General features: G+C 63.9%; 19 protein-coding genes and 2 tRNA genes. 16 read left to right on the forward strand and 5 right to left on the reverse strand.

Annotation, left to right across the window (positions count from 1 at the left end; genetic code table 11):
* The first annotated feature begins 129 nt into the window (after window positions 1–129).
* The 4 genes from gltX to BANT918_RS07525 all read left to right on the forward strand — a co-directional run bounded on the left by gltX (window position 130) and on the right by BANT918_RS07525 (window position 3,206).
* Window positions 130–1,542 (forward strand): glutamate--tRNA ligase, encoded by a 1,413-nt coding sequence (gene gltX, locus BANT918_RS07510; protein ID WP_233430401.1) that lies wholly within the window; start codon window positions 130–132, stop codon window positions 1,540–1,542.
* A 50-nt stretch (window positions 1,543–1,592) separates the two neighbouring features.
* Window positions 1,593–2,813: an alpha/beta fold hydrolase gene (locus tag BANT918_RS07515; protein ID WP_418904414.1), complete on the forward strand. Its 1,221-nt coding sequence runs from the start codon at window positions 1,593–1,595 to the stop codon at window positions 2,811–2,813.
* 210 nt (window positions 2,814–3,023) lie between these two features.
* Window positions 3,024–3,095, forward strand: a tRNA-Gln gene (locus BANT918_RS07520).
* Between the two features lie 38 nt (window positions 3,096–3,133).
* A tRNA-Glu gene (locus tag BANT918_RS07525) sits at window positions 3,134–3,206 on the forward strand.
* A gap of 291 nt (window positions 3,207–3,497) precedes the next feature.
* Here BANT918_RS07525 and BANT918_RS07530 read toward each other — a convergent pair.
* From BANT918_RS07530 to BANT918_RS07540, 3 genes are all read right to left on the reverse strand, one after another.
* Complete coding sequence (locus BANT918_RS07530) at window positions 3,498–4,346, reverse strand: DUF4282 domain-containing protein (protein ID WP_167389413.1); 849 nt, start codon at window positions 4,344–4,346, stop codon at window positions 3,498–3,500.
* A gap of 71 nt (window positions 4,347–4,417) precedes the next feature.
* Window positions 4,418–5,407 carry an aldose epimerase gene (locus BANT918_RS07535; RefSeq protein ID WP_101619668.1) on the reverse strand — a complete coding sequence of 330 codons (990 nt, stop codon included), beginning with the start codon at window positions 5,405–5,407 and terminating at the stop codon, window positions 4,418–4,420.
* Between the two features lie 126 nt (window positions 5,408–5,533).
* Window positions 5,534–6,250 carry an IclR family transcriptional regulator gene (locus BANT918_RS07540; RefSeq protein WP_101619669.1) on the reverse strand — a complete coding sequence of 239 codons (717 nt, stop codon included), beginning with the start codon at window positions 6,248–6,250 and terminating at the stop codon, window positions 5,534–5,536.
* A 196-nt stretch (window positions 6,251–6,446) separates the two neighbouring features.
* Between BANT918_RS07540 and leuC the strand changes: the two genes are divergently transcribed.
* The 7 genes from leuC to BANT918_RS07575 all read left to right on the forward strand — a co-directional run bounded on the left by leuC (window position 6,447) and on the right by BANT918_RS07575 (window position 13,614).
* On the forward strand, window positions 6,447–7,937 hold the full coding sequence (leuC, locus tag BANT918_RS07545) for a 3-isopropylmalate dehydratase large subunit (RefSeq protein ID WP_101619670.1): 1,491 nt from the start codon (window positions 6,447–6,449) through the stop codon (window positions 7,935–7,937).
* 13 nt (window positions 7,938–7,950) lie between these two features.
* Window positions 7,951–8,550, forward strand: a complete 600-nt coding sequence (gene leuD, locus BANT918_RS07550) for a 3-isopropylmalate dehydratase small subunit (RefSeq protein WP_101619671.1) — start codon at window positions 7,951–7,953, stop codon at window positions 8,548–8,550.
* Window positions 8,551–8,712: 162 nt separating this feature from the next.
* The gene (gene murA, locus BANT918_RS07555; RefSeq protein WP_101619672.1) at window positions 8,713–10,029 is read left to right on the forward strand and encodes a UDP-N-acetylglucosamine 1-carboxyvinyltransferase; all 1,317 of its coding nucleotides are present in this window, start codon (window positions 8,713–8,715) and stop codon (window positions 10,027–10,029) included.
* Window positions 10,026–10,814: a lysophospholipid acyltransferase family protein gene (locus BANT918_RS07560; RefSeq protein WP_101619673.1), complete on the forward strand. Its 789-nt coding sequence runs from the start codon at window positions 10,026–10,028 to the stop codon at window positions 10,812–10,814. Before murA ends, BANT918_RS07560 begins: the two co-directional genes overlap by 4 nt.
* Window positions 10,811–11,824, forward strand: a complete 1,014-nt coding sequence (locus BANT918_RS07565; RefSeq protein ID WP_101619674.1) for an NAD(P)H-dependent glycerol-3-phosphate dehydrogenase — start codon at window positions 10,811–10,813, stop codon at window positions 11,822–11,824. The genes BANT918_RS07560 and BANT918_RS07565 overlap by 4 nt, the downstream gene beginning before the upstream one ends.
* An 84-nt stretch (window positions 11,825–11,908) precedes the next feature.
* Entirely contained in the window at window positions 11,909–12,442 is a 534-nt protein-coding gene (locus BANT918_RS07570; RefSeq protein WP_101619675.1) for a YbhB/YbcL family Raf kinase inhibitor-like protein, read from the forward strand.
* Window positions 12,443–12,498: 56 nt separating this feature from the next.
* Complete coding sequence (locus tag BANT918_RS07575) at window positions 12,499–13,614, forward strand: D-alanine--D-alanine ligase family protein (RefSeq protein ID WP_101619676.1); 1,116 nt, start codon at window positions 12,499–12,501, stop codon at window positions 13,612–13,614.
* A gap of 415 nt (window positions 13,615–14,029) precedes the next feature.
* Here the strand turns inward: BANT918_RS07575 and BANT918_RS07580 are convergent, their stop codons facing one another.
* Both BANT918_RS07580 and BANT918_RS07585 read right to left on the reverse strand, forming a co-directional pair.
* Window positions 14,030–14,986: a hypothetical protein gene (locus BANT918_RS07580; RefSeq protein ID WP_101619677.1), complete on the reverse strand. Its 957-nt coding sequence runs from the start codon at window positions 14,984–14,986 to the stop codon at window positions 14,030–14,032.
* 268 nt (window positions 14,987–15,254) lie between these two features.
* Window positions 15,255–15,785, reverse strand: coding sequence for a DUF3515 domain-containing protein (locus tag BANT918_RS07585; protein WP_233429250.1), 531 nt, complete (start codon window positions 15,783–15,785; stop codon window positions 15,255–15,257).
* Window positions 15,786–15,817: 32 nt separating this feature from the next.
* Between BANT918_RS07585 and thiL the strand changes: the two genes are divergently transcribed.
* The 5 genes from thiL to BANT918_RS07610 are packed head-to-tail and all read left to right on the forward strand — an operon-like array spanning window position 15,818 to window position 21,729.
* On the forward strand, window positions 15,818–16,873 hold the full coding sequence (gene thiL / locus BANT918_RS07590) for a thiamine-phosphate kinase (protein ID WP_101619678.1): 1,056 nt from the start codon (window positions 15,818–15,820) through the stop codon (window positions 16,871–16,873).
* 1 nt (window position 16,874) lies between these two features.
* Window positions 16,875–18,476 carry a DAK2 domain-containing protein gene (locus BANT918_RS07595; protein ID WP_101619679.1) on the forward strand — a complete coding sequence of 534 codons (1,602 nt, stop codon included), beginning with the start codon at window positions 16,875–16,877 and terminating at the stop codon, window positions 18,474–18,476.
* A complete protein-coding gene (locus BANT918_RS07600) occupies window positions 18,473–20,620 on the forward strand; it encodes an ATP-dependent DNA helicase RecG (RefSeq protein WP_101619680.1) in 2,148 nt (715 codons plus the stop codon). The genes BANT918_RS07595 and BANT918_RS07600 overlap by 4 nt, the downstream gene beginning before the upstream one ends.
* A gap of 48 nt (window positions 20,621–20,668) precedes the next feature.
* Window positions 20,669–21,451 carry an RsmD family RNA methyltransferase gene (locus tag BANT918_RS07605; RefSeq protein WP_101619681.1) on the forward strand — a complete coding sequence of 261 codons (783 nt, stop codon included), beginning with the start codon at window positions 20,669–20,671 and terminating at the stop codon, window positions 21,449–21,451.
* Window positions 21,448–21,729 (forward strand): hypothetical protein, encoded by a 282-nt coding sequence (locus BANT918_RS07610; RefSeq protein WP_101619682.1) that lies wholly within the window; start codon window positions 21,448–21,450, stop codon window positions 21,727–21,729. The genes BANT918_RS07605 and BANT918_RS07610 overlap by 4 nt, the downstream gene beginning before the upstream one ends.
* The last annotated feature ends 34 nt before the right edge of the window (window positions 21,730–21,763 follow it).

Genomic DNA, 21,763 nt, shown 5'->3' on the forward strand with positions numbered 1-21,763 from the left:
ACCCCGTCACACAACTCCCAGCATTCAAGACTTGCAGCACCCAAGACTCGCAGCACCAAAGACCGAAGGATCACAGTGAGCGTCAAAGTTCGTTTCTGCCCATCACCCACCGGCACCCCGCACGTCGGTATGGTCCGCACCGCCCTGTTCAACTGGGCGTATGCGAAGCACACCGGCGGAAAATTCGTTTTCCGCATCGAGGACACCGACGCCGCCCGTGACACCGAGGAGAGCTTCGGCCAGGTGCTGGAGGCCATGAAGTGGCTCGGTCTGGACTGGGACGAGGGCATCGATGTGGGCGGACCTGACGGACCCTACCGCCAGTCCCAGCGCGGCGACATCTACGCGGGCGTGATCGAGAAGCTCAAGGCCGCCGGACACATCTACGAGTCCTACTCGACCAACGAAGAGGTCGAGGCCCGGCACAAGGCCGCAGGCCGCGACCCCAAGCTCGGCTACGACGGGTACGACCGTGACCTCACCCCCGAGCAGATCGCCGGATTCAGGGCCGAAGGACGCGAACCTGTCTGGCGTGTGCGCATGCCCTCCGAAGACGTCACCTTCACCGACCTGGTCCGCGGAGAGATCACCTTCCGCGCCGGAACCATCCCGGATTACGTCGTCGTCCGCGCGAACGGTCAGCCGCTGTACACCCTGGTCAATCCCGTCGACGACGCCCTCATGGGCATCACCCACGTGCTGCGCGGTGAGGACCTGCTGTCCTCGACCCCGCGTCAGGTCGTGCTCTACGAAGCACTCAAGGACATCGGTGTTGCGGCCGCGACCCCCGAATTCGGTCACCTGCCGTACGTGATGGGCGATGGCAACAAGAAACTGTCCAAGCGCGACCCGGCATCCAACCTGTTCGTCCACCGCGAGAACGGCTTCATCCCCGAAGGCATCATCAACTACCTGGCCCTGCTCGGCTGGTCCATCGGACCGGACCGAGATGTGTTCAGCGTCAAGGAGTTCGTCGAGGCCTTCGACATCCACGATGTTCTGCCCAACCCCGCCCGCTTCGATGTGAAGAAGGCGACGTCGATCAACGCCGACCACATCCGACTCCTCGACGTCACCGACTTCCGTGACCGCCTGGTGCCCTATCTCCAGGCCGCCGAGGTGCTCCCGGACAAGCCATCGGAGGCTCAGCTGGCGATCCTCAACCAGGCGGCTCCGCTCGTGCAGACGAGGATGAACCTCCTCGGCGAAGCGCCTGACCTGCTCGCGTTCCTGTTCACCCCCGATGCCGAGCTGACCATGGCAGAGGACGGTCTGAAGACCCTGAAGGATTCGGCTCCTGAGGTGCTCGCGGCCTCGATCGAGGTTCTCGAAGGAGTCGAGGACTGGACGACGGACACGCTGCACGAAGCGCTGCAGGCCAAACTGGTCACCGAGATGGAGATCAAGCCTCGATTGGCCTTCGGCCCGCTGCGAGTGGCCGTGTCCGGACGCAAGGTGTCACCGCCTCTGTTCGAATCCCTGGAGATCCTCGGCAAGGACTCGTCACTGACTCGCCTGCGGGCGCTGGCGGCCCAGCTGTGATGATGCTCAACCAGGCAAGCTGGACACGTGGAGGACTTCATCTGAGGGACGTGACCTTCGAGGCCCCGTTCGACCACTTCGGTGGGGGAGCGGGAACCATCGAGGTCTTCGCCCGAATCACCGCGACCGAAACGGACAGCACTAAACCGTATCTCGTGTTCCTGCAGGGCGGGCCGGGTGTCGAAGCGCCCAGACCCACCACCCCTGTTGGCCAGTCCACCTGGTTGGCGCGAGCACTCGAGGACTTCCAGGTCGTCATGCTCGACCAGCGAGGAACCGGGAAGTCGAGCCCCATCGGCTCAGTGAACGGACGCATCACAGGCCTCGACGGAGTCGGTGAGGCCCCCGCAGAGATTGCTACGGCATTGAGCCACTACCGTGCCGATTCGATCGTCGAGGACGCTGAGGTTCTGCGCCGAGGGTTGGGTGTTGACACCTGGTCGCTGCTCGGTCAGTCGTTCGGAGGATTCACCGCCCTGCGGTATGTGTCGGCGCATTCGCAATCGCTGAGCGAGGTCTACTTCACCGGCGGTCTGCCCGCGATCGGCACCGATCCTGCCACCGTGTACGCCACGACGTGGGAGGGCATGAAGCGGAAGTCGGAGCAGTTCTACCGAGCGTTTCCCGGCGACCGAGACAAGCTCGCCCGCCTCGTCGACCTCGCCGAAGCCGATGGCGGCATCGCGCTTCCCGGCGGGGCACGGGCCACAACGGAACGCATCCGTCTCCTCGGGCACTTCCTCGGAGCCTCCGACGGCCCCGAGGAACTGCACTATCTGCTGGACATGGACCCCGCCTCGGCGGCCTTCCGTCACGACCTGTCTGCCGCACTGCCGTTTTCGGGACGAAATCCGCTCTACGCAGTGGTCCACGAGTCCTGCTGGGCCGACGGCGGCATCACCAACTGGGCCGCTCGTCGGGCAATGCCCGCGGACGTCGAAGCCGATCCGACCCTGTTGGCCGGTGAACATGCCGGACCCGAGTCACTGGCCGAAGACCCGGAGCTTGCCCCCTTCGCCGAGGTGGCGCAGCTTGTGGCAGCACACGAATGGCCTCGACTCTACGATGCTGATGCGCTGCGGGCCTCAACCGTGCGCGGCGGCGCAGCGGTGTACTTCGAGGACGCCTATGTCCCTCCGGAATACTCGTTGGCCACAGCGGACCTCCTCGACGGTGTGAAGCCGTGGGTGACGAACGAGTACGAGCACAACGGTCTGCGCGCTGACGGCTACCGGGTCCTCGATCACCTCATCTGCCTGGCACGGGAGTGAACGATCACCTCATCTGCCTGGCACGGGAGTGAACTCGGTGGCGCGGGAAGCAAATCGGTGGCGCGGGAAGCAAATCGGCGGCGCGGGAGACAATGTTAAGAAGGTCACACCGCAAATAGCCTTCATGGATTTGGAGCTGGGCGGGGGATTTGTGTAGAGTTATATCTCGTTGCTCAGGGAAATTCCTTCGGGGATGTGCCTGAATAACATTGGGGTATGGTGTAATTGGCAGCACGAGTGTTTCTGGTACATTTAGTCTAGGTTCAAGTCCTGGTACCCCAGCGAACAGCATCGGGAGTATGACTCCGAGCTGTTTATTGGCCCCCGTCGTCTAGTGGCCTAGGACGCTGCCCTCTCAAGGCGGAAACGGCAGTTCGAACCTGCTCGGGGGTACGGTTGAGTCCCGCATCGAGGAATCGGTGTGGGGCTCGCTCTAATTCACGGGTGTTCTCCCCGGACGCGTTGGCCGCTCCGAGTCACGCTGACCCCGAGATGGTTCTTCGGTCCCGAGGCACTTGGTCTGTTCCGAGGTGTTTCAGAAACAGCTCGCTCTGAGTCTCAGAGCTCGACTTCAAAGCCGATCCCTGAAACTCAGAGCGAATACTGACGCCGTGCCGGCCGTGCTCTACACCGAGCGTGCTTCACACCGGCCGTGCTCTACACCGAGCGTGTGGCTGACCGCGGTCAGCGTCCCAGGGAGTTCGCGATCTGCCTCGTGTTCTCCGCAGTCTTGACGTTGGCCACGATGAGTTCGAGGGCCAGCCGGACGAAGAGCACCCACAGGGCAGGGAGGATCCAGCCGAAGATGATCGCCAGCAGCAGCGGCCACGGGCTGAAGCTCGGGCCATTGCTCAGATAGCTGGTAGCGGCCCCCGCTGCGGCGCCCGTGATGATTCCGCCGACGATCGATCCCAGCCAGGACAGTGCAGCCACGACGATGGCGATGATGTAGATGAAGCCAGCCCACTTGACCGCAATGAAGTTGTCGAAGCGGAAGTCGAAGAGCGACTTGAAGAAGCCGCTGCTGCTGTCGGGGTTCTGCTGCGATGCAGGTTGCTGGAAATTGCCTACCTGGGCGTGCTGGGAACCGGCGTAGTTGCCCTGATTGTACGCAGCGTAGTCAGCGTCCTGGTAGTGCTGACCCTGCTGGGCTGGCTGCCCGAACTGTCCGTACTGATCCTGAGGATTGTACTGATCCTGGGGGTTGTACTGACCGCCATGGTTGTACTGACCGCCATGATCGAACTGGTTCTGCTGGTTGTACGGTTCGGGCTGCCCGAACTGATTCTGCTGTTCGTTGTACTGCTCGGCCTGGCTGAACTGTGAGCCCTGGCCGTACTGTGCAGATCCGGCAGACGACGATGTGCCATCGGCCTGTTCGCCGACAGATGGGTCCTGCTGCGGGCTGAATTCCGGGCTGTTTTGGTGAGAATCAGGGCTGGCTTGGTGAGAGTCCTGGTGAACCTGGTCGGTCGGGATATTCTGATGGTTCTCTGCATCCGCACCGGAGTACGGGTTCTGTGGTGTCGACATGATCTTCCTTCGCGCGAGTTGAATCCGATAGTCGCAACCTATCAGGGCACGATGTTTTTGCTCCAGAGCTCTCACCGCAGGGCGATGGCCCATTCCGCGCTGAGTTTACCGCGGGGGCCGATGGCATCGTGGCCAGAGCCAGAGCCAGAGCCAGAGCCAGAGCCAGAGCCAGTGGCAAAGGCCGTGGGTGGACACGTCATCGGTTCGATGGCGATGGCTCGACGTCGGTGGCCCTGGTCGAGTTCGTCGCCGGTGCAGATCCGCCAGGCCCGGAAGTTCTCATCCATTCCGATGATGACCGTCCTGTCGTCGGCACCTCTCAACCGCACTCGCGACCACCCATCGCCACCGCGCTGCGGGGTCCCGAAGGCATCATTGAGGACTGCGGGACCAAGAGCGCGCAGCGCGCGGAAGTCCTTGCAGAGGAGGCAGGACGCTTCGTTCGGCTCGTGATCGGCGGGGATGAACGATCCTGTGTCGAAATGTCTGATCGCCTGGGGGATGAGTCTGGCATCGGTCTCGACCCAGGTGTCTGCCGGAACGTGGAGTTGTGCCTGATCGACGCGATCGGCGCCTGGGTGGATCCAAGGATGAAAGCCGAATCCGAAGGGGGCAGGCTCCTGCCCGAAGTTTCGTGCCGACGCCTGGACCAGCAGCTCACCTCTGCTGGCGCTTTCTTCCTCGTCTTCGCGTTCGATGAGTGAATATGCCACCTCGAGGGACAGCGTGAAGGGGTATCCCGGTGAGTCGGTGAGCTCTGTCCTCAGTCTCACCGAGGCGCCGTCGCGTTCGGTCACCGCCCAGCGGGTCTCTTCCATGAGCCCATGCAGAGCAGCGGTGCCGCGAGAGGCTTCGGTGATCGGCAGCTGATGGGAACGGCCGTTGCAGTCATAGCGTCCATCGGCGACCCGATTCGGCCAGGGTGCCAGCACAGCACCGTCGAAGGCGGACATCTGGATGACGACTGGACGATCACCGACGGTGTAGTTGAGCAGTGCCGCTCCAGTTGTGGAGACGACCGCGCTGTCATCGCCCAGGGCGAGCTCAATGAGATCGGTCATGCGGCTCCTGCGCAATTGGTGGGCAGATATTCTCTGTGTCCCAGAATTCTACGCGTGATCAGCAGGTGACAGGGGAGCGAGGGTGCTCGCAGCCGACAGCGTTCGGTTGCCGGTGCTGCGCCGAAATCAGCCCCTGTTGAGGGCTTCGGACAGCGTGCGCGCTGCGTCGATGATGGACTTCGCGTGCAGACGGCCGGGCTGACGCGTCAGGCGGTCCACGGGGCCGGAGATCGATACGGCGGCCACCACGCGATTGCTGGGCCCGCGAACTGGCGCTGAGACGGAGGCGACGCCTCGTTCACGTTCTGCGATCGACTGGGCCCAGCCTCGGCGACGGACACCGGAGAGCATGGTTGCGGAGAAGCGGGCACCGCGCAGGCCCGTGTGCAGACGGTCGGGCTCCTCCCAGGCCAGGAGGACCTGGGCGGCGGAACCCGCGCGCATGCTCAGGGTGGCGCCGATCGGCACCGAGTCACGCAGGCCCACAGGGCGTTCGGCGGCGGCCACGCACAGGCGCAGGTCACCCTGGCGGCGGAACAGCTGAGCAGACTCACCGGTCTGGTCGCGCAGCTGACCGAGGACCGGTCCGGCCGCGGCGAGCAGGCGGTCCTCACCGGCGGCCGAAGAGAGTTCGGCCAGGCGTGGGCCGAGGACGAAGCGACCTTGAAGGTCACGACCGACGATGCGATGGAATTCGAGCGCAACGGCCAGGCGGTGGGCAGTGGGCCGGGCGAGTCCGGTCAGTGAGACCAGTTCGGCCAGTGATGCGGGTCCGGCCTCGAGGGCGGAGAGAACCATTGCGGCCTTGTCGATGACTCCGACGCCGCTACCATTGCTTGTCATAGGCACTATTGTGCCCGTCTCAGTGGGCGAGATGCAAGTTCGAAATGCGATACGGACGAGTAGGTTTCCTGTACGCACTCGTTGAGCGCACATTGCGCGCTCGTCGAGAGGTCATATCGAATGTCACCCACGCCCGAACACGGGCCGTCACAGCAGTAAGCATGTACAGGCAATCTCTGTACCAGCGGGAGGAACCATGCCACGCACTTTGGCCGAGAAGGTCTGGGCTGATCACGTCGTATCCCTGGGCGAAGACGGTGCGCCCGACCTCATCTACATCGACCTCCACCTCGTCCACGAGGTCACCAGCCCGCAGGCATTCGACGGTCTCCGACTCGCCGGGCGCCCAGTGCGCCGCCCCGATCTGACGATCGCCACGGAGGATCACAACACTCCGACCTGGGACATCGACAAGCCCATCGCGGAGCCCACCTCTGCCACGCAGATCGAAACGCTGCGGCAGAATACGCGGGAATTCGGGATCCGTCTGCACAGCCTCGGCGATGCCGATCAGGGAATCGTCCACGTCGTGGGCCCCCAGCTGGGCCTGACCCAGCCGGGCACCACCGTCGTCTGCGGCGACTCGCACACCTCCACCCACGGGGCCTTCGGTGCGTTGGCGCTGGGCATCGGCACTTCCGAGGTCGAGCACGTGCTCGCCACCCAGACCCTGAGCCTCAAGGCATTCAAGACGATGTCGATCACCGTCGACGGCGACCTGCCCGAAGGCTCGAGCGCCAAGGACATCATTCTCGCCATCATCGCGAAGATCGGCACCGGCGGCGGTCAGGGCTACGTGCTCGAGTACCGCGGCTCGGCGATCCGGGCGCTGTCGATGGAAGCACGGATGACCATCTGCAACATGTCGATCGAGGCGGGAGCCCGCGCCGGCATGGTCGCCCCGGACGAAACCACCTTCGAGTACGTCAAGGGTCGTCCGCACGCACCCGAGGGTGACGACTGGGATGCCGCACTCGAGTACTGGAAGACCCTGTACACCGACGAGGATGCGACCTTCGACCATGAGGTCGTCCTCGAAGCCAAGGACATAGAACCGTTTGTGACCTGGGGAACCAACCCGGGTCAGGGGCTGCCGCTGTCAGCGGCCGTGCCCTCACCCGATGACTTCGCCGATGAGAACGACAAGGCATCTGCTGCCAACGCGCTGGCCTACATGGGACTGACACCGGGCACACCGCTGCGTGAGATCGAAGTCGACACCGTGTTCCTGGGATCCTGCACAAATTCGCGCATCGAGGACCTGCGTGCCGCCGCCGAGGTGGTCCAGGATCGGAAGAAGGCCGAGAACGTCCGCTTCATGGTCGTCCCCGGCTCGGCGAAGGTCCGCCTGCAGGCCGAGGAGGAAGGCCTCGACCGGGTCTTCAAGGACTTCGGGGGAGAGTGGCGCTTCGCCGGCTGCTCGATGTGCTTGGGCATGAACCCGGACCAGCTGGCCGACGGCGAACGCTGTGCCTCGACCTCGAACCGCAACTTCGAGGGCCGACAGGGCAAGGGCGGACGCACCCACCTCGTGTCTCCACTCGTGGCCGCGGCCACAGCCGTGCGCGGAACGTTGTCCTCGCCCGGTGACGTCAAGGATCTGCCCCGCGACGCCGAACCGGTGGCGTGGACTGAAGATAAGCCCACCTTGACACTGACACCCACCCCCACCTCGGCGAACGCGTAAGGACTGACAACCGATGGAAGCATTCAGCACCCACACCGGCATCGGCGTCCCGCTGCGCCGAGCCAACATCGACACCGACCAGATCATCCCGGCGAAATTCCTCAAGCGTGTCACCCGCACCGGGTTCGAAGACGCCCTGTTCTACCGGTGGCGGACCGCGGAGGACTTCGTCCTCAACGACCCGGACTTCTCGGCCGGCTCCGTCCTCGTAGCCGGACCTGATTTCGGCACCGGCTCCTCGCGTGAACACGCGGTGTGGGCATTGAAGGACTACGGTTTCCGTGTCGTCCTCTCCTCCCGCTTCGGCGACATCTTCCGCGGCAACTCCGGCAAAGAGGGCCTGTTGGCGGCTCAGCTGGAACAGGACGACATCGAACTGATCTGGAAGATCTTGGAGAACCACCCGGGCACACCGATCACCGTCGACCTGAACGAGAAGACCGTGACCTGCGATTCGGTGACCGTGACCTTCCAGATCGATGACTACACGCGCTGGCGCCTTCTCGAAGGCCATGACGACATCAGTCTGACCTTGGCCAAGGAATCCGAGATCTCTGATTTCGAGTCCCGGCGCGCGGCATTCAAACCGACGACCCTGCCCGCGAAGGTCTGAGCGAGCCGATCCGCGGCTCTCGCAGGAGTCCGTGCTGACTCTGTGGTCGGAGCTCGCGCCGTCTCTGAGTTGGAGGGACGTCTGCGCTAGTCTTGGACGAGTCCGGACTAGTCTGGGCCACGCCCGGATCCCACCGGGTGCAAGTGTGACGCAGGGAGGAACATGCTCGAAGTTCGCGGCGGTAATCCGTTAGGTGGAACCGTCCAGGTCAGAGGCGCCAAGAACCTGGTTCCCAAGGCTATGGTCGCCTCATTGCTGGCAGAGACGCCCTCCGTGCTGCGCGGCGTGCCGCAGATCAGGGACGTTGAGATCGTCACCGGTCTCCTCGAGCTCCATGGTGTCCGTGTCACACCTGGCACCGATGGGCAGCGCTCCGACGGTGAACTGCATCTGGACCCTTCCGATATGGCACAGGGGTCGATCGTCGACATCGATGCGCATGCCGGATCCTCGCGGATCCCGATCCTCTTCTGCGGACCTCTCCTGCACAGCCTGGGTCAGGCGTTCATTCCGGATCTGGGCGGATGCCACATCGGTGACCGCCCCATCAACTTCCACCTCGACGTCCTGCGACAGTTCGGCGCCGAGGTCGACAAGACCTCCGGCGGCATCATGCTCACTACCCGTGGGCGCCTGCAGGGTACCAAGGTCGAACTTCCCTTTCCCTCCGTCGGCGCCACCGAACAGGTGCTGCTGACCGCGGTGAGGGCCGAGGGCGTGACCGAATTGCGCAATGCGGCCATCGAACCCGAGATCATGGATCTCATCGCCCTGCTGCAGAAGATGGGCGCCATCATCACCGTCGACACCGACCGCGTGGTGCGCATCGAAGGTGTGGAGACTCTGCGCGGCTTCATCCACCGGGCGCTGCCCGACCGCAATGAGACCGCCTCCTGGGCCTCGGCCGCGTTGGCCACCGGGGGAGACATCTTCGTCGAAGGCGCCTCCCAGCCCGAGCTCATCACCTTCCTCAACGTCTTCCGCCGCATCGGCGGTGAATTCGAGGTCGAGGAGACTGGGATCCGCTTCCGCCACCCCGGCGGCAAGCTCACGTCCTTCGCCCTGGAGACCGATGTTCACCCGGGCTTCATGACCGACTGGCAGCAACCGCTCGTCGTCGCCATGACCCAGGCCGAGGGCCTGTCGATCATCCACGAAACCGTGTACGAGAACCGCTTCGGCTTCACCCACGCGCTCGGGGAGATGGGTGCCCAGATCCAGCTCTACCGCGAATGCCTCGGCGGTACACCCTGCCGCTTCGGACGCCGCAACTACCAGCACTCGGCCGTGGTCTCCGGGCCCACCGAACTCACGGGAACACGTATCGACGTGCCCGACCTGCGCGGTGGGTTCAGCCACCTCATCGCAGCCCTAGCCGCACGCGGAACCAGCCAGGTCCACGGCATCGAACTCATCAACCGCGGATACGAGAACTTCCTCGACAAGCTCATCGGTCTCGGCGCCGAGGTGGCCGCATGAGTGACGAGGACGTGCTGGTCTCCTTCGAACCCTCCGCGGTCCGGTCCCAGCGCCGAGTCGCCTTCGTCGTGGCCTCGACCGCCTATGGGCTCTACCGGCTGACCTCGAAGATCAAGGTCGACAATGCCGAGATCCTGCCGCCTCGGACGCCGCGAATGCGGCGCATGCGAGGGATGCCGGAGACGCGGGGCACCGGTGCCATCATCGCCGCTTACCATGCCAGCCACCTCGACCCGATCCTCGTCGGGCTCGCCCTGTGGCGCAACGGGCACCTGCCGCACTTCCTCGCCAAATCAGGTCTGTTCTCAGGTGCCCTCGGCGCCGTCCTCCGCGGACTTGGCCAGATCCCGGTCCTGCGCTCCTCCACACAGGCCGGTGACTCCCTCGAATACGCGAAGGAGGCTCTGGCCAAGGGCGAATGCGTCGTCATCTATCCGGAGGGAACGCTGACGAAGGACACAGAACTGTGGCCACAGCACTTCAAGACCGGCACCGCCAGACTCGCACTCGAAACCGGTGCCCCGATCATCCCTGCCGCGCACTGGGGACTTCAGGAGATCTTCCCGCAAGGGGCGAAGGTGCCCAAGTTCCGACCTTTGCGACACACCTCGGTGGTCCGATTCGGTGACCCCATCGACTACGAGGACCTGTGGGCCCACCGTGAGGAGAAGAAGTCCAAGACGGTGCTCACCCACCGCCTGACGAACACCATTGCAGCGATGGTCGGCGAGCTGTCGAATCGTGAGCTGCCCGAGAGATTCCACAACGAGGAGGTCGGCGAATGAGCGTCGAGAAGACCGCAGTGCTGGGAGCCGGATCATGGGGGACGACCTATGCCGCCGTCGTCGCCGATGCCGGATTTCCCGTCACCCTCTGGGCTCGCCGGTCCGAGGTCGCCGAGGAGATCACCACCTCACACACGAATGAACGGTACCTGGGTGACCGGGTCCTGCCCGAGCTGCTGAGTGCCACCGCTGACGACATCGCCGCCGTCACCGACGCCGAGGTGATCATCCTCGCCGTTCCCGCACAGACCCTGCGGGAGAACCTGAGCCGGTGGAAGCCGCATCTGCGCCCAGGGGTGAAACTCGTGAGCCTGATGAAGGGCATCGAGGTCGACACGGGCAAGCGCATGTCCGAGGTCATCGCCGAGGTCGCCGAGGTGGATTCCACCCAGATCGCGGTCGTCTCCGGCCCGAACCTGGCCCGTGAGATCGCCGATCGTCAGCCCACCGCCACCGTCGTGGCTTCAGAGAGCATCGAGACGGCCGAAGTGGTCGCGCAGATCAGCGCGAACGGATACTTCCGGCCCTATACGAACACCGATGTCGTCGGCGTCGAGATGGGTGGTGCCGTCAAGAACGTCATTGCACTGGCGGTCGGCATCGCCGACGGGCAGAAGCTCGGCGACAACTCGAAGGCCTCGATCATCACCCGCGGCCTGGCCGAGACCTCCCGTCTGGCTGCTGCCATGGGCGCCGCGCCGCACACCCTCTCGGGGCTGGCCGGACTCGGCGACCTCGTCGCCACCTGCGCTTCACCATTGTCGCGGAACAGGACATTCGGTCGTCACCTCGGCGAGGGCATGAGCCTCACCGACGTCATCGCCCACACCTCGCAGACCGCTGAGGGAGTGAAGTCGGCTCCTGCCATCCTCGCCCTGGGGCGCAAGTACGAGGTCGACCTGCCGATCACGGAAGCGGTATGCGCGGTCCTCGGCGGACGGCTGCGGGTTGACGAACTCTCCGGTTTGCTGTTGTCTCGGAAGCGCAAGCACGAGGGACCATCGGCGTGACCGCCTCGGCGGGCCGAGCCCCTTGAAGATCCGAGGAATCCTCAGCAACGTCCACTGCAGCATTTCGTACGACAAGGAGCAGACATGAGCATCAACTCACCGTTCTACAACCTTTCCGACGTCCCAACATTCACTCTCACCAGCACGGACATCGAGAACGGAGGAAAACTGAGCGGGCCTCAGCTCTCGGGTGCGATGGGCGTCGAGGGTGGCCAAGACACCTCACCGCAGCTGTCATGGTCGGGATTCCCCGAGGAGACCAAGGCCTTCGCCGTGACCTGTTACGACCCGGACGCACCCACCGGCTCCGGCTTCTGGCACTGGGTCGTCACCGACCTCGACGCGTCGACAACCAGTCTGCCCGCCAACGCCGGCGACCCCTCGGCGGACCTGCTGCCCGCCGGCAGCGTGACGCTGCGCAACGACGCGGGCGAACCGCGCTTCGTCGGTGCCGCACCACCCCAGGGGCACGGATCGCACCGGTACTTCTTCATCGTCACGGCATTGGCGGAGCCGCTGGGCCTCGACGAATCCGCGTCACCGGCCTTCGCCGGGTTCAACATGTTCTTCAAGGGCATCGCCCGCGCATGGCTGGAATGCACGTTCGAGCTCAAGTGAGCTAGAGTTTTCCAGTCCGTACAAACGGTCACGCGCGCTAACGACCAAGGATCTCCATGCCTGAATCTGATCACCGGCCACTCGTCGCAGTCCTCTTCGGCGGACGATCGAGCGAACACGCCGTCAGCTGCGTCACTGCTGCCGGGGTCATCCGGGCCATCGACGATGACGCCTACCGTGTTCTGCCCATCGGCATCACGAAAGCCGGTGTGTGGCGCATCGTCGAAGACTGGTCGACGATGGCCTTCGATCCGGCCAATATGCCCGAGGTCGTTGACAACGGAACCGAAGTCATCCCGCCGATCTCAGCTCAGGGCTCGCCCCTGCTGCACAGGGACGCCGATGGCCACTACACCGAACTCGGATCCGTCGACGTCTACTTCCCTCTCCTGCACGGGCAGTACGGGGAAGACGGCACCCTGCAGGGACTGTTCGAACTCAGCGACACGGCCTTCGTCGGTTCCGGGGTCTTCGCCTCGGCGGCGAGCATGGACAAGCACTACACGAAGTCCCTCATGGCACATGCCGGAATTCCGACGTGCCCCTGGGAGCTCGTGACCGAAACCATGTGGGAGGCCGACCGGGCCGATGCTGAGGCTCGGATCACCGGCTTGGGACTGCCTGTGTTCGTCAAACCGGCACGGGCAGGATCGTCGATGGGAGTCAGCCGCGTCGAATCCGTCGAAGGGCTGGACCAGGCGCTGCGCTCTGCCTTCGACCATGATTCCAAGGTCATCGTCGAACCACGGGTCGTCGGTCGTGAGATCGAGTGCGCGGTCCTCGGCTCCGTTCACGACCGTGAGGTTCGGGTCTCGTTCCCCGGAGAGATCGAAGTCTCCGGCGAGCACTCGTTCTATGACTTCGAAGCCAAATACCTCGACCTCGCCGATGCGCAGCTGACCTGCCCGGCCCGCGTCGATGAGAAGACGACGGCGCGGATCCAGGAGCTCTCGGCCCAGGTGTTCCGGCTCTTCGACTGCACGGGGCTCTCGCGTGTCGATACCTTCGTCACCGATTCCGGTGAGGTCCTCATCAACGAGATCAACACACTCCCGGGATTCACCCCCACCTCGGCGTACCCGTTCATGTGGTCGAACTCGGGCATCGAGTACCCGGCGCTCATCTCAGAGCTCATCACCATCGCACTGGTCGATCACGCCCGCACCCACTGATCATGTAGCCAGTGAGCCACTCAGTCGCTGAGCCACTCAGTCGCTGACCCGCTGAGGGGGCCAGCTGTGACAGGTTCCCTCGGAGGTTGCTGGTGCTGCCGACGATGCTTGTGTCTGATCGCCTCAGCCGAATAACTATGTAGGCAGGCCTTATATGGCACTTTTCTCATCGAGCGGATTGCTTAGCGTCGAGGGGGCACGTTATAGCCTGATCCCTCGACGCTAAGTAGTCCGGTCAATGCTGAGTGGTCTCGTTGGGGTCTGAGTGGTCTCGTTGGGCGCTGGCGGCCGTTCTTGCTTGCTGCGAAGAATTCAGTTGAATATGCTCGTCCCTGCCTGAACTGCCTGAACTGCCTGAACTGGTGTTGCTCCTTGGCAGAAGCACTTGTCGGAGTGCTTTGAGTTGTGGCGGCCCTCAGTCGAACTCGGCGAGGGCTGCCCTGATCTTCGCGAACTCACTCGTGCGGAAGAGGTCTGCCCAAACGAGGTTGAAGACTCGGTACCCGGCGTTGAGCAGCTTCATATGTCGTTCATGGTTTGCAGAACTCGCCTCGTCTGGCCCCGCGGCATTGAGATAGTACTTTCCCACGCCGTGGACCTCGACGATCAGCGGATGCTTGTCATGTCGGAAGTCATTGCGAGCGATCCACGTTCCGAAGCGGTCGTACGCATCCATCTGGGGAGTCATCCCGGTGATGTTGAACCGAAAGAACTTCACGGCGCACAGCGCTTCCCCCGATGACTCGTGAGCCGGGCTGGACAAGTCGATGGCTTGGGCCGCTCGTCTGCAGCCACGTGTGCCCGATCGGATACTCTCACGCAGTGACTCGCAAGATGTGAGTCCTCGACGCAGCGCCTCAGAGATGAAGGGCACCGAGACTTCAAGTGGATAGTCGTTGGCAAGGTCGAGGAGTGTTCTGGCGATGGTGGTCACGGGCAGATCGCCGATAGCCGCCATTTCTTCGCAGCTCAGTGCACGGTCACGGGTTCGCAGGGTCTTCTTCACGCGGTGAAATCCGGGCCGGACCACCTCGGCGGACTCAGTAGCCGGAAACGGAGGGTCCAGACCGTGGATCAGTGCTGCGGACACATGAGAGAAGACCGCTCCCGACGGAAGTTCGTCAGCATACGAGCGGATCAGCACTTTGAGCCACTCTGAGTTGTCTCGAATGTCTCCATACCGTCGCGGGTAGTCCGTCGCAGTGGCGTCGTGCAGAAGGTGGAGCGGTTGATGGTCAGTCGTGGCGCAGGGTGAATGCAGAACGAAGTGCCCGCGCCGAATCCGGCGCAGACAACAGCTCAGTGCACCCTGAATGCCCATCTCCGTGAACCCGAGGTCATGGAGCTCCTTGGATCTGAAGACAGAGACCATAGCCTCATTATGAAGCCAAAGATGATCTAAATGCAATGAACACTATCAAAACGCATCAAGTGGAGGTTGCAGTCACATGACCCAGTGGTCGCCACTCACAGTCCACAAGCACAGGGGACTCTGCCGAAGGGACCACTTATCATCGAGCGGCCAAAGTATAGCGTCGCCCGTCGATGCTAAGTGGGCCGCTCGCTGCGCAGCGGACCCCAGTGGGCTCGCTCAGTGGGCCTGCGCAGCGGACCCCAGCGGACTTGCTCAGTGGGCCTGCTCAGCTGTCGAGGTCCTCGGCTCCCACGCACTTGGCCTCAGGCTTGATCGCGGTCAATGCCGGCGAGATCGCTGCGAGCACATTGTTGCCCGATTCGGCTTTGCGGTTGACGAGGACTTCGACTGCCGGGGTGCGGCCGTAGCTGGTGAACACCCAGGTGTCTTCCTCCTCGGAGGCCTTCGAGATCCAGTCGACGTTGCTCACGCTCACGCACTGATCGGTGGTCGGTCCGGGTGGGGTGACGCCGCAGCGGACGACTGCGATGTTGGGATCTCCCCACGCTTTCGTGCCTTGGGAGGATGTCGTGCGTGACTTCTCGCCTGCGATCTCATCGGGCATGCGGAGCATGATGTCGGCGCATTTGGGATTCTGTGCGTCCTGGGCGGGGTCGACGACGACAGTTCGCTCGCACCCGGCTAGGCTCACACCCGCTGCCACGGTGACAACGGCTGCGAGGGCTATGGCGCGCGCCTTCCGAGGCGAGGGGCCAGGCGAGGGTCGAGGCGACGGGCGGAGGCGACGAGATCTCATGCAACTACCGTATCTCCCGATAACCTTGAGTCATGACCCGACTGTCCGAACTTGGCGAATCACACGTGCTCGAACGCATCCTCTCTCACAATCGCAGCGGTTCGCAGGTGATCATCGGACCCGGAGATGATGCTGCGGTGACCGCGGTGGACGGCAATCTGGTGTCCACGGCCGACATGTTGGTGGAGAACGAGGACTTCACCCGCGCCTGGCTCGACTGGTCTCGGCTCGGGACCAAAGCCGCCGCACAGAACCTCTCCGATGTGTGCGTCATGGGCGCCAAGCCGCATGGGCTGCTTGTGTCACTGGCGGTGCCGGACTCGACGAAGATCGAGGATCTCGAAGCTCTCTTCGCAGGCATCGTCGCCGAGGCGGCACGTGCCGGCGAGGAACTGGGCTGCGAAGTCCCGGTCATCGGCGGAGACCTCTCGTCCTCGGGCCTCATCGTCATCGCGATCACCGCGTTGGGCACCGTCGGCGATCACGCAGCGATCACCCGCTCGGGGGCGCAGCCGGGAGACTCGATCTACCTGGCCGGAACCATCGGACGCGCGGCAGCCGGATTGGATCTCCTCTTCGCCGGTGTCGACGGCGACGCTGAAGTCGCCCGCAATGATCCTCAACTCGATGAGAGCCTCACGGAACTCATCACCACCCAACTGGCCCCACAGCCGGACTATGCGGCTGTCCTGCAGATGAGGGAAGCCTCGGCGATGATCGATGTCTCCGATGGGCTCAGTACAGATCTGGGACGGGTCGCGGCGGCCTCGGGAGTCCACGCCGCTATCGACCGTGCCTCGCTCCAAGACCTCATCGATCCGCTGCTGCCTGCAGCACAGCACCTGGTGGGCAGCATCGAGGGGGCCGAGCCGGACGAAGGGACCGACGGGGCTGCGTCAGAGGCAGAGGAGTTGGCGTTGTCCTGGGTGCTGAATGGGGGAGAGGACCATGGCTTCGTCGCGTCGGCGGGCCAGTTCGACACACCTCCGGTAGGCTGGCGGAGAATCGGAGAGATGAGAGTCGGCAGCGGGGTCAGTCTCGACGGCGTACCGGTGCCGACGAGCGGCTTCAGCCATTTCGGGAAGTGACATGAGCGGACCCAATCAAGCCATCGGCCTCAACGGGCGTCTGGCCGCCAGGTGGGCTCGGCGGGCCGTTGATCGCCTGCGAAAGGAACGCGTCGAGATCGACGAGCTCAACGTCTTCCCAGTCCCGGACGGCGACACCGGCACGAACATGTACCACACGCTGCGCAGCGCCTACCTCGCAGTGGAAGAGCTTACCGGACCCGTCACGCTGCCCCAGGTCGTCGCCGCGCTCGCCGAGGGTGCCGGTCGTGGTGCTCGCGGAAACTCCGGACTCATCCTCGCCGTCGCGCTCCAAGGTGTTGCCGATGCCTTGGCCGGTGTGACCGTGGCGACGCCCGAAGCCATGGCCGCAGCCCTCGAACTCGCCTCCGCAAGGGCCCGGCAGTCCGTGGCCCGTCCCGTCGACGGCACCATGCTCACGGTCCTCGACGCCATGGCCACCGAGGCGCGGGAGAAGGCCGCCGACGGGGCGAACCTCATCGAACTCATTTCTGCAGTGCGCCTGCGCTCCCGGTCGGCACTGCGCGAGACCACCGGACAGCTGCCTGTGCTCCGGGAGGCCGAGGTCGTCGACGCCGGCTCGACGGGGATCGTTGAACTCTTCGACCTCCTCTACGCCACGGTCACTGGCCGGACCCCGCAGGATTCGATGCTCGTCGAGGTCACCAGGTCACCGCGGATCGTCCACCAGGCCAGTTCCGATGAACTCGAGATCATTGCCATATTGGCCACGAACCCGGCATCCATCGATTCCGAAAAGACGTCATCCACCCTCGCCGAGGCGCTCGATGCGCTCGGCGGGACATCGATCGTCATCAACGGTCCCAAGGTCCACGTCCACGTCGCCGACGAAGCCACCGCCGTGATCGTCCTCGACCGCCTTGCCGGATACGGCATCGCCCGCCTCGACATGGAGGACCTGCGTCTGCATGAGGAAGAGGGCGAGACCCACCTGGTGGCCATCGCCTCGGGTACCGGACTGCTCATGCACTGCGCGCTCAATGGGGCGACGGCACTGACACCGGATGCCGGTGACACGGTGCGAATGACGAAGGACATCATCGCCGAAGAGGAACGCGAAGTCCTCGTCGTCCCCAGCTCCACCACCGTCCTCAAATCGTTGGGGCAGGTCACCGGCGCACAAGTGCTCCGCTCCCGAAATGTCGCCACCATGTTGTCGGCACTCGCGGTCTACGACCCATTCGCTCCGGCGGGGGAGATCGTCGCCGATATGACCGAGGCCGCGGCCGGAACCCGCGTGGGCACCATCGTCTCGGCCGAACAGCTGGCGCTCAACCCTCCTACAGGCGCCCTGCCTGTCATCGATGATTCGAGAAGCTCCCACCCTTCACAGTTCTACCGCGTCTTCATCGATGGGAAGGTCAAGACCCAGAGCACCGAACTCACGACCCTGGTCGAGAAGCTCGCCGACCGGCTGCTGGGCGCCGGAGGAGAGCTTCTGACCGTCGTCCACGGTCCCGGCTGCGCCCCCGATGTCCTCTCGCACCTGCGGGACTGGATCCGCAAATCACACCCCCAGGTGAGGTTCCAGGACATCGACTCGAGGGACCGGGCAACACTGCTCATCATGGGAGTCGAATGAGTGCCCGCCTCGACGACTACTTCACCGCACGAGACCGGGGTGCCCTGAAGAAGCGGGGGATCACCTCGGTGGCGGATCTCTTCCGCTTCTTCCCGCGCAGATTCCTCGTCCCCGGGGAGAAGACGCCCCTGGGAGGGCTCCCATTGGGAGAGACCGCGATCCTCCAGGCCGAGGTCATCTCCGTAGACACTAGGCGCATGCAGAAACGCCGCGGGACCATCACCGACGTGATCGTCCACGACGGACAGCAGTCGATGAAGATCGCCTTCTTCAATCAGCGCTGGCTGGACAATCAGCTGGTGCCCGGACTCACAGTCGTCTTCGCAGGCAAGGTCGAGGAATACCGTGGACAGCTGACCTTGAACTCGCCCACCTGGCTCAACAGGGACGAACACGATGAGAAGTGGACCCCGGAGGACCTCAACTCCCCGTTCCCCGTCTACTCACGGGTCAAAGGCATCGCACAGACGCGCCTGTGGAAGGCCATCAAGGTCCTCCTCGATGTCGCTGACCCAGACGAGTTCGAGGACCCGCTGCCCAGCGCTATGCGCGAGAACCTCGACCTGCCAGACCTGCGCACCGCATTCAACGATATGCATCGACCGAGGTCAGCAGCGGCGACGGAGAAGGCCAAACAGCGTTGGAAATGGGAAGAGGCGCTCGCCCTGCAAGCGGAATTCGTCTCCCGCAAGGCCGACTACGAGCAGCTCGAGGCCACCCCTCTGCTCAATGTCGGAGCCCGAAGCCAACGGTTCGATGAGAGTCTGCCCTTCTACCTCACCGCCTCTCAGCTGCGGGTCGGAGAAGAGATCGAAGCAGACATGGGCAGGCGTTCGGCGATGCACCGCCTGCTCCACGGCGACGTCGGCTCCGGCAAGACCGTCGTGGCCCTGCGGGCGATGCTCACTGCCGTCGATTCGCAGGCGCAGGCCGCGATGCTCGCTCCCACAGAGGTGCTCGCGACTCAGCATTTCCGCTCCATCGAGAGCCTCCTCGGCGATCAGATGGCGCTGAGCCCTCTGCTCTCGGGCGACGATCAGGTGCGGGTGGCGCTGATGACGGGGTCGATGCCGGCCCGAGAACGCAAACAACTCGCACTCGACCTCGCCACCGGTCAGATCGACATCGTCGTCGGTACGCATGCCCTGATGTCGGATACGACGATGTTCGACAAACTGGGCCTCATCGTCGTCGACGAGCAGCATCGCTTCGGGGTTGAACAACGTGAGGCACTGCGGGCGAAAGCCGGACTTAAGGTCCCGCACACCCTCGTGATGTCTGCGACGCCGATCCCGCGGACCGTGGCGATGACGGTCTTCGCCGATCTCGACGTCTCCACCCTCGACGAGATGCCCGCCGGCACCAAGGACATCACCACCCACGCTGTGTCATTGGGGGACCACCCTCGGTGGTTGGGCCGCGTCCTCCAGCTCATCGACGAGGCGGCCGAGGGCGACCGAGGCGTCTTCGTGGTCTTCCCACGCATCGACCCCTCCGACATCGAAGATCCCGAAACGGGCGAGGTGATCGGCAGCAGAGAGGGAATTGAGGACCTGAGGGACAAGCTCCGGGCCGCCGACGAGCTCCGATCCCGTTCGATCGAGCTGCTCCATGGACGGATGTCGCCGGCGGAGAAGGACCGGACGATGGCCGCGTTCGTCTCCGGTGAGACCGACATTCTGGTCTCTACGACGGTCGTCGAGGTGGGAGTCGACGTGCCCCGAGCGACCATGATGGTCGTCTTCGAGGCGGAGCGTTTCGGTGTCGCTCAGCTTCACCAGCTGCGCGGACGCGTCGGGCGAGACGGCAGTGCGGCACTGTGCTTCCTGCTCACCCAGGTGTCCGAGTCCGATGAGAGCTTCGAGCGACTGAGCGAGGTCGCGGGTACCCTCGACGGCTTTGCTCTGGCCGAGTATGATCTCGGCACTCGGGGAGAGGGTGATGTGCTCGGCGCCTCACAGTGGGGAGGATCGTCGCTGAAGCACCTGTCGATTCTGCGCGATGCCCCGATCGTCGAAGAGGCGAGAACCATCGCAGAGAAGATCATCGCCGTCGACCCCGAGCTGGGTTCGCTGCCGGCTCTGCGAACCTTCATCAACAGAGTCCTGCCTGCCGAATCGGCTCACTTCATCGAGGCGAGCTGAGATGAGTGACGGTGGCTTGAGACCGCACTACGAATGGAAGGACGAGCAATGAGAATCATCGCTGGTGCGTTCAAAGGATCCAGACTCGTCGCACCGGGTGGGTCGAATACCCGCCCGACCTCGGACAGGGTCAAGGAATCCCTCTTCTCCATGCTCGACGGGTATGGGGTGCTCAAAGCGGCGAACGTCCTCGACCTCTTCGCCGGCTCCGGCGGGCTGGGGTTCGAAGCCATGTCACGTGGCGCTGCCGAAGTCGACTTCGTGGATTCGGCCAGCGCTTCAACCCGAGCAGTCGAGTCCAATGCCCAGAAGCTCGGAATCGATCACTCGACTCGGATCCACTCCTCGGACGTCGTGACGTTCCTCAGCTCTCAGCGCGGTCCGGGGCAGCAGGCTTTTGGGCAGCAGGCGTCGGGGCAGCGGCAGTCCCACGAGCACGTTGGGGGAGCGGACCACGTGGGGGGAGCGGAAGACCGCGGCGGGCTAGATGAGGTTCAGAACGGCCAGGTGCTGAAGACCCGAAGCGATCTGGATGACGACGAGGGCCGCATCTTCGACCTGGTGTTCATGGATCCGCCCTACCCGCTGGGGGAGGACGCCGTGACCCAGATCCTGGGCAGGCTCTCCAGGCTCCTCGACATGGAATCCATCGTCGTCGTCGAGCGGGCATCACGAGCTCCCGAACCGACGATGCCAGCTGCCCTTGAGATCTTCCGCTCGAAGACCTTCGGTGAGACCGCACTGTACTTCGTCCAGCTCAAGGCCAAATCTGACGAAGCATCACAGCTTGCCAGCGGAGTGGGTGCAGCTGCAGCGGACGAGTCGGCGTGAGCTCTCACCGTCCCTGGTACCGCACGCCCTGGGTGTTCGCAGCCTGCGGGGTGGGTCTGCTGCTCTTCTGGTTCGCACTCAAATGGCTGACGAATCAGTCGGATACTGATGCCGGTGCAGGCAGAAGCCACGCTGGCACGAATGCGGCAGACCCGGTGGGGCGATCCGATGTCTTCTGGGCCGGGCCCGCGGACATCCTGTTCTGGGTGGCCATGGTGCTCATCGCCATGGCAGTGAGCGTGAGGATCTGGCGGCTCGTGCGCCGCATCCGCAGCTGAAGCTGGTCGGAACAGCTGAAGCCCAACGCTGCAG

The organism is Brevibacterium antiquum CNRZ 918 (assembly GCF_900169145.1).
In the GTDB taxonomy this organism is placed as follows: domain Bacteria; phylum Actinomycetota; class Actinomycetes; order Actinomycetales; family Brevibacteriaceae; genus Brevibacterium; species Brevibacterium koreense.

Excerpts from the sequence above, each read along its gene's own strand:
- gltX (WP_233430401.1), top strand. The coding sequence starts at position 130 with ATGGTCCGCACCGCCCTGTTCAACTGGGCGTATGCGAAGCACACCGGC.
- BANT918_RS07530 (WP_167389413.1), bottom strand. The coding sequence starts at position 4,346 with ATGTCGACACCACAGAACCCGTACTCCGGTGCGGATGCAGAGAACCAT.
- BANT918_RS07535 (WP_101619668.1), bottom strand. The coding sequence starts at position 5,407 with ATGACCGATCTCATTGAGCTCGCCCTGGGCGATGACAGCGCGGTCGTC.
- BANT918_RS07540 (WP_101619669.1), bottom strand. The coding sequence starts at position 6,250 with ATGACAAGCAATGGTAGCGGCGTCGGAGTCATCGACAAGGCCGCAATG.
- leuC (WP_101619670.1), top strand. The coding sequence starts at position 6,447 with ATGCCACGCACTTTGGCCGAGAAGGTCTGGGCTGATCACGTCGTATCC.
- leuD (WP_101619671.1), top strand. The coding sequence starts at position 7,951 with ATGGAAGCATTCAGCACCCACACCGGCATCGGCGTCCCGCTGCGCCGA.
- murA (WP_101619672.1), top strand. The coding sequence starts at position 8,713 with ATGCTCGAAGTTCGCGGCGGTAATCCGTTAGGTGGAACCGTCCAGGTC.
- BANT918_RS07560 (WP_101619673.1), top strand. The coding sequence starts at position 10,026 with ATGAGTGACGAGGACGTGCTGGTCTCCTTCGAACCCTCCGCGGTCCGG.
- BANT918_RS07565 (WP_101619674.1), top strand. The coding sequence starts at position 10,811 with ATGAGCGTCGAGAAGACCGCAGTGCTGGGAGCCGGATCATGGGGGACG.
- BANT918_RS07570 (WP_101619675.1), top strand. The coding sequence starts at position 11,909 with ATGAGCATCAACTCACCGTTCTACAACCTTTCCGACGTCCCAACATTC.
- BANT918_RS07575 (WP_101619676.1), top strand. The coding sequence starts at position 12,499 with ATGCCTGAATCTGATCACCGGCCACTCGTCGCAGTCCTCTTCGGCGGA.
- BANT918_RS07580 (WP_101619677.1), bottom strand. The coding sequence starts at position 14,986 with ATGGTCTCTGTCTTCAGATCCAAGGAGCTCCATGACCTCGGGTTCACG.
- BANT918_RS07585 (WP_233429250.1), bottom strand. The coding sequence starts at position 15,785 with ATGAGATCTCGTCGCCTCCGCCCGTCGCCTCGACCCTCGCCTGGCCCC.
- thiL (WP_101619678.1), top strand. The coding sequence starts at position 15,818 with ATGACCCGACTGTCCGAACTTGGCGAATCACACGTGCTCGAACGCATC.
- BANT918_RS07595 (WP_101619679.1), top strand. The coding sequence starts at position 16,875 with ATGAGCGGACCCAATCAAGCCATCGGCCTCAACGGGCGTCTGGCCGCC.
- BANT918_RS07600 (WP_101619680.1), top strand. The coding sequence starts at position 18,473 with ATGAGTGCCCGCCTCGACGACTACTTCACCGCACGAGACCGGGGTGCC.
- BANT918_RS07605 (WP_101619681.1), top strand. The coding sequence starts at position 20,669 with ATGAGAATCATCGCTGGTGCGTTCAAAGGATCCAGACTCGTCGCACCG.